General features: G+C 61.0%; 13 protein-coding genes and 1 pseudogene. 9 read left to right on the top strand and 5 right to left on the bottom strand.

The genetic code is table 11. From position 1 onward, the window contains the following. Together WBR57_RS09615 and WBR57_RS09610 are read left to right on the top strand one after the other, a co-directional pair. Positions 1-448: methyltransferase (locus WBR57_RS09615; RefSeq protein WP_424083621.1), on the top strand; the 448-nt coding region annotated here is incomplete at its 5' end. A gap of 27 nt (positions 449-475) precedes the next feature. Beyond that, positions 476-1720 carry a zinc-dependent alcohol dehydrogenase gene (locus WBR57_RS09610; RefSeq protein ID WP_424083620.1) on the top strand — a complete coding sequence of 415 codons (1245 nt, stop codon included), beginning with the start codon at positions 476-478 and terminating at the stop codon, positions 1718-1720. Between the two features lie 9 nt (positions 1721-1729). Here the strand turns inward: WBR57_RS09610 and WBR57_RS09605 are convergent, their stop codons facing one another. Further along, positions 1730-2161, bottom strand: coding sequence for a hypothetical protein (locus tag WBR57_RS09605; RefSeq protein ID WP_424083619.1), 432 nt, complete (start codon positions 2159-2161; stop codon positions 1730-1732). Between the two features lie 165 nt (positions 2162-2326). Between WBR57_RS09605 and WBR57_RS09600 the strand changes: the two genes are divergently transcribed. Both WBR57_RS09600 and WBR57_RS09595 read left to right on the top strand, forming a co-directional pair. Next, positions 2327-3340 (top strand): ABC transporter substrate-binding protein, encoded by a 1014-nt coding sequence (locus tag WBR57_RS09600; protein ID WP_424083618.1) that lies wholly within the window; start codon positions 2327-2329, stop codon positions 3338-3340. Positions 3341-3935: 595 nt separating this feature from the next. Further along, on the top strand, positions 3936-5390 hold the full coding sequence (locus WBR57_RS09595) for a TrkH family potassium uptake protein (protein ID WP_424083617.1): 1455 nt from the start codon (positions 3936-3938) through the stop codon (positions 5388-5390). Here WBR57_RS09595 and WBR57_RS09590 read toward each other — a convergent pair. Then, entirely contained in the window at positions 5347-6402 is a 1056-nt protein-coding gene (locus tag WBR57_RS09590; protein ID WP_424083616.1) for an AraC family transcriptional regulator, read from the bottom strand. The two genes, WBR57_RS09595 and WBR57_RS09590, sit on opposite strands and share 44 nt — an antisense overlap. Positions 6403-6562: 160 nt before the next feature. On the opposite strand from WBR57_RS09590, the gene WBR57_RS09585 reads away from it, so the two are divergent. From WBR57_RS09585 to WBR57_RS09575, 3 genes are all read left to right on the top strand, one after another. Then, entirely contained in the window at positions 6563-6874 is a 312-nt protein-coding gene (locus WBR57_RS09585) for an Mpo1-like protein (RefSeq protein WP_424083615.1), read from the top strand. A 363-nt stretch (positions 6875-7237) separates the two neighbouring features. After that, a complete protein-coding gene (locus tag WBR57_RS09580) occupies positions 7238-7423 on the top strand; it encodes a hypothetical protein (protein ID WP_424083614.1) in 186 nt (61 codons plus the stop codon). Between the two features lie 104 nt (positions 7424-7527). Continuing rightward, positions 7528-8724: an MFS transporter gene (locus tag WBR57_RS09575; RefSeq protein ID WP_424083613.1), complete on the top strand. Its 1197-nt coding sequence runs from the start codon at positions 7528-7530 to the stop codon at positions 8722-8724. On the opposite strand, the gene arfB is transcribed toward WBR57_RS09575, so the two are convergent. Further along, positions 8721-9134 carry an alternative ribosome rescue aminoacyl-tRNA hydrolase ArfB gene (arfB, locus tag WBR57_RS09570; protein WP_424083612.1) on the bottom strand — a complete coding sequence of 138 codons (414 nt, stop codon included), beginning with the start codon at positions 9132-9134 and terminating at the stop codon, positions 8721-8723. The two genes, WBR57_RS09575 and arfB, sit on opposite strands and share 4 nt — an antisense overlap. Before the next feature lie 112 nt (positions 9135-9246). Then, positions 9247-10668 carry an amino acid permease gene (locus tag WBR57_RS09565; RefSeq protein WP_424083611.1) on the bottom strand — a complete coding sequence of 474 codons (1422 nt, stop codon included), beginning with the start codon at positions 10666-10668 and terminating at the stop codon, positions 9247-9249. A 635-nt stretch (positions 10669-11303) separates the two neighbouring features. Between WBR57_RS09565 and WBR57_RS09560 the strand changes: the two genes are divergently transcribed. Continuing rightward, a complete protein-coding gene (locus tag WBR57_RS09560; RefSeq protein WP_164558414.1) occupies positions 11304-11441 on the top strand; it encodes a hypothetical protein in 138 nt (45 codons plus the stop codon). Between the two features lie 73 nt (positions 11442-11514). Then, entirely contained in the window at positions 11515-12474 is a 960-nt protein-coding gene (locus WBR57_RS09555; RefSeq protein ID WP_424083610.1) for a leucyl aminopeptidase, read from the top strand. Positions 12475-12583: 109 nt separating this feature from the next. Here the strand turns inward: WBR57_RS09555 and WBR57_RS09550 are convergent. Further along, positions 12584-12715 (bottom strand): annotated as a pseudogene (locus WBR57_RS09550) (23S rRNA pseudouridine(2605) synthase RluB); the annotation flags it as partial.

Raw genomic sequence — 12715 nt, 5'->3', positions numbered from 1 at the left:
CCCGCGCGCCCTGCGCCTTACCGCGGTCAACGCCGAGCTGGCCGGGCTGGCCAATGTCAGCGCGTACCACAGCGATGTGCTGGGCAGTGTCGAAGGCGAGTTCGACCTGATTGTGGCCAACCCGCCGTACATGAACGATGACCGCCAGCGCGCCTATCGGCACGGCGGTGGGGCCCTGGGAGAGCAATTGTCGGTGCGTATCGTCAGCGAATCCCTTGGGCGCCTGGCCCTCGGCGGCAGCCTGGTGCTTTACACCGGCGTGGCGATTGTGGCCGGCGAAGACCCCTTCCTGGCGGCGGTCAAGCCCCTGCTGGGCAGCGACGCATACGGCTGGACCTACCGCGAGCTGGACCCGGACGTGTTCGGCGAGGAGCTGGAAAAACCCGGTTATGAACGCGTGGAGCGGATTGCCGTGGTCGCGCTGACGGTGACCCGTCTGAATCACTAATCCCCCTCAACAACAGGAGTGCAGAGCATGCGAGCGATGACTTTCCAGGGCGCCCACAAGGTGCAGGTGGACACGGTCCCCGACCCGATCATTGAGCAACCCGACGACATCATTCTGCGTGTCACGGCCACCGCCATTTGTGGCTCGGACTTGCACCTCTACCGGGGCAAGATCCCGACCGTGGAACATGGCGATATTTTCGGCCATGAGTTCATGGGCATCGTCGAGGAAACCGGCCCGGCCGTCACCGCAGTGCAGCGCGGCGACCGCGTGGTGATCCCGTTCGTGATTGCCTGTGGCGATTGCTTCTTCTGCCAGCTCCAGCAGTTCGCAGCCTGCGAAACCACCAATGACGGGCGCGGCGCGATCCTGAATAAAAAGGCGATCCCACCGGGTGCCGCGCTGTTCGGCTACAGCCGCCTGTATGGCGGGATTCCCGGCGGCCAGGCTGAACTGGTGCGCGTGCCCAAGGCGAATACCGGGCCGTTCAAGGTGCCCAATATCCTGGCGGACGAGAAGGTGCTGTTCCTCTCCGACATCCTGCCCACCGCCTGGCAGGCCGTGACCAATGCCGGCATCGGCCAGGGCTCAAGCGTGGCGATTTACGGCGCAGGCCCGGTCGGGCTGCTGAGCGCGGCGTGTGCGCAGATGCTGGGGGCCGAGCAGATTTTCATGGTCGACGATCACCCGTATCGGCTGGCTTACGCGCAGAAAACCTATGGCGTGATCCCGATCAACTTCGAAGAAGACGACGACCCCGCCGACACCATCATCCGCCAGACCCGTGGCATGCGCGGCGTCGACGGGGTGGTGGATGCGGTGGGCTTCGAGGCCAAGGGCAGCACCACCGAAACCATCCTCACCACGCTGAAGATCGAAGGCAGCAGCGGCAAGGCCCTGCGCCAATGCATCGCCGCCGTGCGCCGTGGCGGGGTGGTCAGCGTGGCGGGGGTGTATGCCGGGTTTATCCATGGCTTCATGTTTGGCGACGCGTTCGACAAGGGCCTGACCTTCAAGATGGGCCAGACCCATGTGCAACGCTACCTGCCGGAGCTGCTCGAACATATCGAACTGGGCCGCTTGAACCCCGAGGCCATCGTCACTCACCGCTTGTCCCTGGAGCAGGCGGCGCGCGGCTATGAGCTGTTCGACAAGGCCGAGGAGGACTGCCGCAAGGTGATCCTGCTGCCCGGGATCGATGAGCGGCCGCTGGTCGAGCCGATCGAGGCGCTGACGCCGGAGTTCAGCCTGGGCAGCGTGCGCCCGGCGTAGAAGGCTGAGTCAGGCCGTGGCTTGGGGCTGGAGGTGCAATTCGCCGTCTACATCCTTGACCAAGCCACTGGCCAGGAACAGCGGCAGCAGGCGCTTGTGCAGCTGCGGCTCGGCGAACTCCTTCACTGTTTCCAGGGCCAGCGCGCCGCTGGCCGGCAATTCGGTCTTGGTGTACGACAGCCAGGCCTTTTTGACGATTTGCAGTACATCGCTGCCTGCCGTCGACGCAAAGCGGCGGTGGCTGGGCTTGGCGTCGAAGGTAAAGGTGTGCTGGAACGCGTAGCCGGTTTCATCGCCGCCACTGGCGGTGCAGCGCACGCAGCTGCACGGGCCGTCACCGAAGGCGCTGCGCAGGTAGGCGTTGAAGTCCACCACGGGTTTGAGTGACAGGCGCTTATCCACCTCGAACAGGTCCCCGGTCATTTTATCGTCAGTGTTCAACGTCCAATTCCTCGCGTTGTGCGGCAGTTTTCCAAAGCGCGGCACAATACCAGCCGCGCGCCGATTTGGGGATTATTTGCATAACAATAGATCCCGATATTCTTTTGCCGTCTTAAAAACCGCCGCTACGCTCCATCACCTTCTCGAAAACGCGGCAGAACCTCCATGACCTTCAAGCGTTCCTCCCTGACCTTTCTGGCGGCGTCCCTCGCTGCCGCCAGTGTGTTGCTCAGCCCCGGCGCCCAGGCCGAGGGCAAGATCAGCATTGCCCAGCAATTCGGTATCGGCTACCTGATTCTCGACGTGGTGCGCGATCAGAACCTGATCGAAAAACACGGCAAGGAGCAGGGCCTGGACATCAAAGTGGAATGGAACAGCATATCCGGCGCCACCGCCATGAACGAATCGTTGTTGGCCGGCGCCCTGGATGTAGTCTCCGCCGGCGTGCCGCCGATGCTCACCCTGTGGGACCGCACCAAGGGCAAGCAAAACGTCAAGGCCATCGCCTCCCTCGGCTCGATGCCCAACTACCTGCTCACCAACAACCCCAACGTGAAGACCCTCAAGGACTTCACCGAGAAAGACCGCATCGCCGTGCCCGCCGCCGGGGTGGGCTTTCAGTCGCGTACCTTGCAGATCGAAACCGCCAAGCAATTCGGCGATGCCAACTACAAGAAGTTCGATGACATCTCCATCAGCCTGGCGCACCCCGACGCCACGGCGGCGTTGATTGCCGGTGGCTCGGAGATCAATTCGCACTTCTCCAGCCCGCCGTTCCAGTATCAGGAACTGTTGAACCCCAACGTGCACAAGGTGCTCAGTTCCTACGACATCCTGGGCGGGCCGGCGACGTTTAACGTGTTGTACACCACGCAGAAATTCCATGACGAGAACCCCAAGACGTATAAGGCGTTCTATGCCGCGCTCGCCGAGGCCGAGAAGATCATCAAGGCCGACAAGCCTGCGGCGGCCAAGGCGTATATCCGCGTAGAGCAGTCGAAGCTGCCGTTGGATTTGGTCGAGAAGATCGTGCAGGACCCGGAGATTGACTTCACCATCGTGCCGCAGCGGACGTATATCTATGCCGAGAAGTTGCAAGCGCTGGGGGTGTTGAAGAACAAGGCCGGTAGCTGGAAGGACTACTTTTTCGAAGAAGCCCATGGTGGCGACGGTAGCTGAGGGGGGATCCGTTTCTAGATCAAGAGCGCAGAGCGAGGAGCGAAAGCAAATCTACAGCCCATGCAAAGCCGCTTTTCTGTGGGAGCTGGCTTGCCCGCGATGGCATCGACTGGTTGCCACTGATCAACCGAGGCGTCCGCATCGCCGGCAATCCAGCGCCTACACCTAACTGCCTTTGATCCAACCACTCAGGTCGGCTTTCAGGCCGCCGTGCTCTAGATTTTGATCTTGATGTTGATCTGAGGCGCCCCGTCAACCACGCTGGCCGAAAACAGGTAGTACGGAGCGGGTAAACCGGCAGGACGCCGGTTTAGCCGCGACGGGGCAGGGACGGCCCGTCGCGGCGGCCCGCGGAGTAATGCCTGTTTTCGGGCACACCGAAGCGTGAGCGAGGTGCCGAGTGGTGGGGCAAGAGCCCTTTGGTTACTTTGGGCTGGGCCGGCATTCCGGCTCTTTTCCAAAGTGACTCGCCGTAAGGGCGAAACCATACGCCGCCATAACCGCAACATCGGATATGTACACAAAACACCCCCCAGGTTTACACGCCCCACACCGCAGGTAGAATGGCGCCTCTGCCCAATCTCGAGCTCACTTCATGGCGTTGCCGACCCTACGCATCATCGGTTTCATCATCGGCATCTTCCTGATCACTCTCGCGATCGCCATGGTCGTGCCCATGGCCACCCTGGTGATCTTCGAACGTACCAGCGACCTGCCCTCGTTCCTGTGGGCCAGCCTGATCACCTTCATCGCCGGCCTGGCCCTGGTCATCCCCGGCCGCCCCGAACACGTACACCTGCGCCCACGCGACATGTACCTGCTGACCGTCACCAGTTGGGTGGTGGTATGCATCTTCGCCGCACTGCCGTTTTTGCTGACCCAGCACATCAGCTACACCGATTCGTTTTTTGAAAGCATGTCCGGCATCACCGCCACCGGCTCCACGGTATTGAGCGGCCTGGACACCATGTCCCCCGGCATCCTGATGTGGCGCTCGCTGCTGCACTGGCTCGGCGGTATCGGCTTTATCGGCATGGCGGTAGCGATCCTGCCGCTGTTGCGCATTGGTGGCATGCGCCTGTTCCAGACCGAATCCTCGGACCGCTCGGAAAAGGTCATGCCCCGCTCACACATGGTGGCGCGGCTGATCGTCGCGGCCTACGTAGGCATTACGATTCTGGGCAGCCTGGCGTTCTGGTGGGCCGGGATGGGCCTGTTCGACGCGATCAACCACGCCATGTCGGCGATTTCCACCGGCGGGTTCTCCACCTCGGATGAATCCCTGGCCCACTGGAAACAACCGGCGGTGCACTGGGTGGCAGTGGTGGTGATGATCCTTGGCAGCTTGCCGTTCACCCTGTATGTCGCGACCTTGCGCGGTAACCGCCAGGCACTGATCAAGGACCAGCAAGTCCAGGGCTTGCTCGGCCTGTTGCTGGTGACCTGGCTGGTGCTCGGCACGTGGTACTGGTGGACCACCAACCTGCATTGGCTCGATGCCCTGCGCCATGTGGCGTTGAACGTGACGTCGGTGGTCACCACCACCGGTTTTGCACTGGGGGACTACAGCCTGTGGGGCAACTTCTCACTGATGCTGTTCTTCTACCTGGGCTTTATCGGCGGCTGTTCGGGGTCTACGGCGGGCGGGATCAAGATCTTTCGTTTCCAGGTGGCCTACATCCTGCTCAAGGCCAACTTGAACCAGCTGATTCACCCGCGCGCGGTGATCAAGCAGAAGTACAACGGCCACCGCCTCGACGAAGAAATCGTGCGTTCGATCCTGACCTTTTCGTTTTTCTTCGCGATCACCATCTGCGCCATCGCCCTGGCCCTGTCGCTGCTGGGCCTGGACTGGATGACCGCGTTGACCGGCGCCGCCAGCACCGTGTCCGGCGTAGGCCCAGGCCTGGGCGAGACCATTGGCCCCGCCGGCAACTTCTCGACCCTGCCGGACGCGGCCAAATGGATTCTGTCGCTGGGCATGCTGCTCGGCCGGCTGGAAATCATTACAGTCTTTGTTCTGTGCATTCCGGCGTTTTGGCGTCACTGACAGGCGTTTCCTGCAACCGCGCCCGGTACTCGCCGGGCGTCGCGTCAAACCATCGGCGGAACGCGCGGAAGAAGTTGCTCGGGTCGGCAAAGCCCAGCAAATAGGCGATTTCCAACAGGGTCATGCTCGGTTGAGCCAGGTACTGTTCGGCCAATTCGCGACGGGTATCGTCAAGCAGGGCCTGGAAACTCGTGCCCTCCTCCTGCAAACGCCGCTGCAAGGTGCGCTGGGACAGGTGCAGGGTCTGGGCCACGACTTCGCGCTTGGGTTCGCCCTGGGGCAACAACCGGCACAGCACCTGCCGCGCCTTGTGGGTCACGCGGCTTTCCGAAAATCGCGCCAGGTATTCACCGGCAAATCGATCGTGCAACAACGCCATGGCCTCATTGGCCGTGGGCAGCGGCGCGTCCATGTCGGCCTGCTCAAAAATCAGTGCGTCATAGGGCGCATTGAATTCCAGGGGAGCATGGAAGGCTTGTTTGTAGGGCGCCAGGTCCGCCGGTTGATCGCCCTGCAGCAGCACCTTGCGCGGTTGCAGGGTGCGCCCGGTCAACCAGCCACACAGCGCCAATGCGCAGGCCAGCGAGGCTTCGGCGCTTTGCCGGGTGGGTGGGAGATGATCGCCGTGTACCGTCAGAATCAGCGCATAGCCATCGGGCGAGAGTCGGAAACTCAAGTCGGCGCTTTCGGCGATGATGCGCTGGTAACGCACCAGGCGCATAAAACCCTCGGCCAGGGTGTTGCTCGACATCAGCGCGTAGCCGGCCACATGAAACGACGCCGGGCGCACCACCTTGCCCATGTTCAGGCCAATCGCAGGGTTGCCCGACAACTCCACCGCGCGCTGCCACAGCCGCGTCATGGAGTCTTGCGGGAACCGCGCATCCGGGTCACTCAGCGCGGCGTAGTCCAGGCCCAGTTGCTTGAACAGGGCGCGGCAATCCAGGCCGTCCATTTCCAGTGCCTTGACTATCCCCATCGCCCAGCTTGCAGAAGTTGTTCGTTCGCTCATGGCGTCTTCTTTATAAAGCAGGCTCAAACGGCAGCCAGGAAGCCAAGGATACTAAAGTGGCATCTATTGTCACTGGCTGTTACCACTGATCACTCTAGACTCAAATAAGCTCCCCGCCGAACATCTGTTCGGCGGTACTACAATCAGAGGGCCGGGCACCGTGGAAAACGTCAAACAATTCAATAGCTTCGCCGAGTTCTACCCGTATTACCTGGCTGAGCACGCCAACAGCACCTGCCGGCGCCTGCACTTTATCGGCACCACGCTGGTGATCGGAATCCTGGCGTATGCCGTCGGCAGAGGCTCGTTGGGCTTGCTGCTGGCCGTGCCGATTGCCGGTTACAGCTTTGCCTGGATCGGCCACTTTTTCTACGAAAAGAACCGCCCGGCCACCTTTCAACACCCGTTCTACAGCCTGTTGGGTGACTTTGTGATGTACCGCGACATGATCCTGGGCAAGGTGCCGTTTTGACCCTGTGACCTCATGTCACTTGCGCCAAACCATGAAAGTTCGTTCATTGCCGGTCATAAAATTCTTTTTGTCATTTGCAGTGCTGTATCCTGCCAAGGCTTTTTGAGAGCGCGGAATCACCTGCGATTGAAAAAACAGACTTTGCGAGGAGCGACGACGATGCACGAGATACCTAATCTCCCCTTCCCAAGCCTGCACCCTACAGAGCAGCCAACCCCGCAGCAGGCCAGCGACACAAAGCCTGAGGCCAAACAAGCAAAACCAGTCGACAGCAAAAGCCAGGACTGACGCCGTACCAGACCGTGTGGAAAGCGCAGCGTCTTGAGCGCTTTCCACACTGCCTGAACCACCGAGATACCCGCCATGACCGATAACACCTGCCCCGACACACCGGACGCCGCCGTCCTCGATGCTGCCTTGCAGATGGTCGAGGTGTGGAACCGCCTCAGCGCGGACAAACAAGCCCTGCTGCTCAAGCGCTTCGGCACCCAGGAAAACGCGCTGGCCGCCCTGGTGACCACACAATTGCTGGCCCCGCCCCAAGCCTGACGCCTGCTTGATCTGACCTTTTTGCGTTTTAGCGCCCTGTATCGGTGAAAGCACCGGTATCATTAGCCGCCTATCTTTACCTGCTGCAACAGTGGACCTCTCCCATGCCAGATACCCAGCGCCCCATGGCGGTCACGCTGCAAGTTGTTTCCATCGTGTTGTTTACCTTTATCGGCTACCTGAATATCGGCATCCCCCTGGCCGTGTTGCCGGGCTATGTCCACAGTGAGCTGGGCTACGGCGCGGTCATCGCCGGGCTGGTGATCAGCGTGCAATACCTGGCCACCCTGCTGAGCCGGCCGTACGCCGGGCGCATGATCGACACCCTGGGCAGCAAGCGCGCGGTGCTGATCGGCCTGGTGGGCTGCGGCCTCAGTGGTGTGTTCATGCTGCTCGCGGCCTGGTTCGCCAACCTGCCTGCGTTGAGCCTGGCCAGCCTGTTTATCGGCCGCCTGGTGCTCGGCAGCGCCGAAAGCCTGGTCGGCTCGGGCGCGATCGGCTGGGGCATCGGCCGGGTGGGTGCGGCGAATACGGCTAAAGTCATTTCCTGGAACGGCATCGCCAGTTACGGCGCCTTGGCCATCGGCGCGCCGCTGGGCGTGGTGCTGGTCAGCCATTTGGGGCTGTGGAGCATGGGCGTCAGCATCATGCTGCTGGCGGTCCTGGGCGTGGCGCTGGCCTGGAACAAAGAGCCGGCGCCGATTGTGGCTGGTGTGCGCCTGCCGTTCATGAACGTGCTGGGCCGCGTGTTGCCCCATGGTTGCGCGCTGGCCCTGGGCTCTATCGGCTTTGGCACCATCGCCACCTTTATCACCTTGTATTACACCACCCAGCACTGGGATAACGCGGTGTGGGCCTTGAGCCTGTTCGGCGCCAGCTTTATCGGCGCGCGCCTGTTGTTCGGCAATTTGATCAACCGCATCGGCGGCTTTCGTGTGGCGATTGCCTGCCTGTCGGTAGAAATACTCGGCCTGTTGCTGTTGTGGCTGGCACCGGATGCCAACCTGGCGCTGGCCGGCGCAGCGTTGAGTGGCTTCGGCTTTTCCCTGGTGTTTCCGGCGTTGGGAGTGGAGGCGGTCAACCTGGTGCCGGCGTCCAGTCGCGGCTCTGCAGTGGGCGCCTATTCGCTGTTTATCGATTTGTCCCTGGGGATCACCGGCCCGCTGGCCGGCGCCGTGGCGGCAGGCTTCGGCTTTGCGTCGATCTTCCTGTTCGCCGCCCTCGCCGCCCTCGGTGGTTTGCTGCTCAGCGTTTACCTGTACCGGCAGGCGCCCAAGGCCCGCGAAACCCGCGATGCCTAGAAATCGACCTTGCCGCGCCCGGCCTTGATGCTGCCGCGCTTGGTCTTGGACTCAAGGCGGCGCTTTTTCGAACCCAGGGTGGGTTTGGTCGGGCGGCGCTTCTTCTCCACCTTGGTGGCACTCAGGATCAGCTCTACCAGGCGTTCCAGCGCATCCGCGCGGTTCTGTTCCTGGGTCCGGTAGGACTGGGCCTTGAGCACCAGCACGCCTTCACTGGTGATCCGGCTGTCACGCAAAGCCAGCAGCCGTTCCTTGTAGAAGTCCGGCAGCGATGACGCCGGAATATCAAACCGCAGGTGCACTGCGCTCGACACCTTGTTGACGTTCTGCCCACCCGCGCCTTGGGCACGGATGGCGGTCAGCTCGATCTCGGCATCGGGCAAATGGACGTTGTTGGAAATCACCAGCATGGGTAACGGGTTTCCTCTGAAAAGGCGCCCAAGGATACGCGAATGCGCCCTGCCCAGCCGCTCAAACAACAAACCCGGCACAGGGCCGGGTTTGCTCAACGGTATCCAACGGTTACCTCACCGTTGGCGCCACCGCGTCGAGGGGCTGGCGGGCACTGCGCTTGTTCTTGATCCAGTAACACACCGCCATGAACGCCACCCACACCGGGATCGCGTACACCGACACCTGAATCCCCGGGATCATCAGCATGATCACCAGGATAAACACCACGAACGCCAGGCAAACATAGTTGCCGTACGGGTACCACAGCGCCTTGAACAGCGGCACCTGGCCCGTGCGGTTCATGTGCTGGCGGAACTTGAAGTGCGAGAAGCTGATCATCGCCCAGTTGATCACCAACGTGGCCACCACCAACGACATCAGCAGTTCCAGCGCGTGTTGCGGGATCAGGTAGTTCATCAGTACCGCCACCAGCGTGATCGCCGCCGACGCCAGGATCGAACGCACCGGTACGCCACGCTTATCGATCTTCGCCAGGGCCTTGGGCGCATCACCCTGTTCGGCCATGCCCAGCAGCATGCGACTGTTGCAATAGGTGCCGCTGTTGTACACCGACAACGCAGCGGTCAGCACCACGAAGTTGAGGATGTGCGCCGCGGTGTTGCTGCCGAGCATCGAGAACACTTGCACGAACGGGCTGCCGCTGTAGGCATCGCCGGACGCATTGAGGGTCGCCAGCAGGCTGTCCCACGGCGTCAGCGACAACAGCACGACCAGCGCGCCAATGTAGAAAATCAGGATGCGGTAGATCACCTGGTTGATCGCCTTCGGAATCACGGTGCGCGGCTGGTCGGCCTCAGCGGCGGTAAAACCGAGCATTTCCAGGCCGCCAAAGGAGAACATGATGATCGCCATGGCCATCACCAAGCCGCCGACACCATGGGGGAAAAACCCACCGTGCTCCCACAGGTTACTGACCGAAGCTTGCGGGCCGCCGCTGCCGCTGGCCAGCAGGTAGCTGCCGAGGGCGATCATGCCGACGATAGCCACCACCTTGATGATGGCAAACCAGAACTCGGCTTCACCGAAGACTTTGACGTTAGCCAGGTTGATCAGGTTGATCAGCACAAAGAACGCCGCCGCCGACACCCAGGTCGGGATCTCGGGCCACCAATAGTGCACGTACTTGCCGACGGCCGTCAGCTCCGACATGCCCACCAGGATGTACAGAATCCAGCAGTTCCAGCCCGACAGGAAGCCGGCGAAACCGCCCCAGTACTTGTGGGCAAAGTGGCTGAAAGAGCCGGCGACCGGCTCTTCGACGATCATTTCGCCGAGCTGGCGCATGATCATGAAGGCGATAAAGCCGCAGATCGCATAGCCCAGGATCATCGACGGCCCGGCGGATTTGAGCACCCCGGCCGAGCCGAGGAACAGGCCGGTGCCGATGGCGCCACCGAGGGCGATCAACTGGATATGCCGATTTTTCAGGCCGCGTTTCAGCTCGCCTGAAGAGGAATGGGGTCCACTCATGAAAAGGGTCTCACGCAAGGTTTGAGGAGTTGAATGCAGGTTGCTGCCTTGAATTACCGACTCAAGCAGCGCCGCTCAAACCCCAGCGCAGGCACCAGGAGTACAGCGTCTTTTTAACGGTCATGCGTCACCTGTTTGTTTTTATCTGTGACGAAATCGAACCCGTCCGGCTCGTGGCCAGGCGGAGTGATCAGGGTAGGTAAACCCTGGGTCTTGGCCTTTTGCGTGGTTACGCAAGGGGGTCACAGTAAAACGCGGCGCATTGTACACCGCTCGACAGCTTGCGAGCGCACCCCAAGGGCGCATGCGACGATCTGTCAGGTATTCCTTACAGCTTTATACAACCCAACGACGACGTTCTTTTTTCGTAAATTAATCGTTACAGCACGGAAAATCTGCGTTACAGCCGACAACAGACAGAAAAATGTCGCACAGAAAATTCCTATACTTCAACGCCGACAGCGCCTTGTTTTTTCTCGCGAAAAAAGACCTTTGAAAAAACGGAAGAAAAAATCCAAATGAAACCGTGTCAATAAAAATTTTGCATTCTGAAACAGTCTCTCCTAGGTTCTTTCACTTGCCAGCGCAGCCCGTTGGCAAGCCGTTCTCAAACAACGTCCTCTAGGAGATACACCATGCAAACACTGGAAAACGACCTGGAAACCGAACTGCAACTTGACGATTGGTTTGAAGCGCCGACCCATGAGGCCGCCGTTGAAATGATGCAAGCCGATGCCGTTGTGCCCTTCGGCACCGCGATGTGGCCTTTCTAACACCCGGCACGCATTCGGCAGGTGCTGTGCACGGCACCTGCCCCCTTACCCAAGGCACACAAGGAACCACGTCATGGACAAGGCCCGCGCCGTCGAACACTTTCTCTACTACCTCGCTCACCACCCGGCACTCCAAGGTGTGAGCTGCCCGACCGTGCTACTGGGCCATACCGAGCGCTACGACGCGATCGCCCAGGCGATCACCCACGGCAGCGCTGCCCGTTTCAACTTCCAGGTGCAGCGTCTGGACCTGGCGGCCAGCGACAGCCTGGCCCAGGCCATCGAAGCCTGCGACCTGTACCTGTTTCTCTACGACTCCTCGACCCTGCCCACCCCAAGCGCCGAGGGTCCGGACTTTATTCGCGCACTGCATGGCGTCATGGCTGAACACTGGAAGAAATCCCTGCTGTTCAAGGATTATGGCGACTATTTCTACGACACCTTCAGCGTCGAGCCGCAGCGCATTGCCGACCTCAATGCCACGCTGATCCGGCACATGTCCCAGGCCAACGTGCTGAGTTTTACCGACAAGCACGGCTCACGCCTGGAAGCGCCCATGAGCAGCATCAAGAAGTGGACCAATATCAACGGCGTCGGCAACCACGACCTGGCGCCCGGCGAGATCGCTACCCACAGCGAGGCGATCAACGGCCAGGTGCGGTTCGTCGGCACCTTTCTCAGCACCATCCCCTTTGCACGCAAATACGGGGTGTTGGAGTCACCGCTGGAGCTGTGGATCGAAAACTCGACCGTGTGCAGCGTGGCCAGTGACGTGCCGGGGCTGGCGGATGACTTCAATAAATACCTGAATGCCAACCCCTCCAACCGTCGGGTTGAGGAATTGGGGATTGGCACCAATGAAGGGGTCAAGGAGCTGTATGCGCGCAACGCCGGGTTTGAGGAGCGCCATTGCGGCCTGCACCTGGGTTTGGGTGGCGGGCAGAAAGGCAGCCATCACTTGGATCTGATCTTTGCCAGCGGGGTGTTGGCGCTGGATGACAAGCCGGTATTCGATGGCACGTTCGCGTTCTGATCACACCATTCAGAAACACTGAAGCTCCCACAGTTGATCGGGTTACCAAATTGAGAGTAAAAAAAACGCCAACCCGAGGGTTGGCGTTTTTTATGCAGCGCTTACAGCATCACTGCGGCTTCTTGCGACCAAAACCCGGACGCTGACCCGAACCGGCCGGCGCACCACGGCGCTTGCCCGATGGCTCGTCCGCGACCAGTTTCGGCCCGGGCCGCTTGTTCGCCGCCGGCTTGGCTGGACG

The sequence above is a fragment of the Pseudomonas sp. genome, assembly GCF_049590575.1.
Lineage (GTDB): Bacteria > Pseudomonadota > Gammaproteobacteria > Pseudomonadales > Pseudomonadaceae > Aquipseudomonas.
This window is presented reverse-complemented; position numbering and strand designations above follow the sequence as displayed.

Coding starts and splice junctions, on each gene's coding strand:
- WBR57_RS09610 (WP_424083620.1), top strand. CDS start 476: ATGCGAGCGATGACTTTCCAGGGCGCCCACAAGGTGCAGGTGGACACG.
- WBR57_RS09600 (WP_424083618.1), top strand. CDS start 2,327: ATGACCTTCAAGCGTTCCTCCCTGACCTTTCTGGCGGCGTCCCTCGCT.
- WBR57_RS09595 (WP_424083617.1), top strand. CDS start 3,936: ATGGCGTTGCCGACCCTACGCATCATCGGTTTCATCATCGGCATCTTC.
- WBR57_RS09590 (WP_424083616.1), bottom strand. CDS start 6,402: ATGAGCGAACGAACAACTTCTGCAAGCTGGGCGATGGGGATAGTCAAG.
- WBR57_RS09580 (WP_424083614.1), top strand. CDS start 7,238: ATGACCGATAACACCTGCCCCGACACACCGGACGCCGCCGTCCTCGAT.
- WBR57_RS09575 (WP_424083613.1), top strand. CDS start 7,528: ATGCCAGATACCCAGCGCCCCATGGCGGTCACGCTGCAAGTTGTTTCC.
- arfB (WP_424083612.1), bottom strand. CDS start 9,134: ATGCTGGTGATTTCCAACAACGTCCATTTGCCCGATGCCGAGATCGAG.
- WBR57_RS09565 (WP_424083611.1), bottom strand. CDS start 10,668: ATGAGTGGACCCCATTCCTCTTCAGGCGAGCTGAAACGCGGCCTGAAA.
- WBR57_RS09560 (WP_164558414.1), top strand. CDS start 11,304: ATGCAAACACTGGAAAACGACCTGGAAACCGAACTGCAACTTGACGAT.
- WBR57_RS09555 (WP_424083610.1), top strand. CDS start 11,515: ATGGACAAGGCCCGCGCCGTCGAACACTTTCTCTACTACCTCGCTCAC.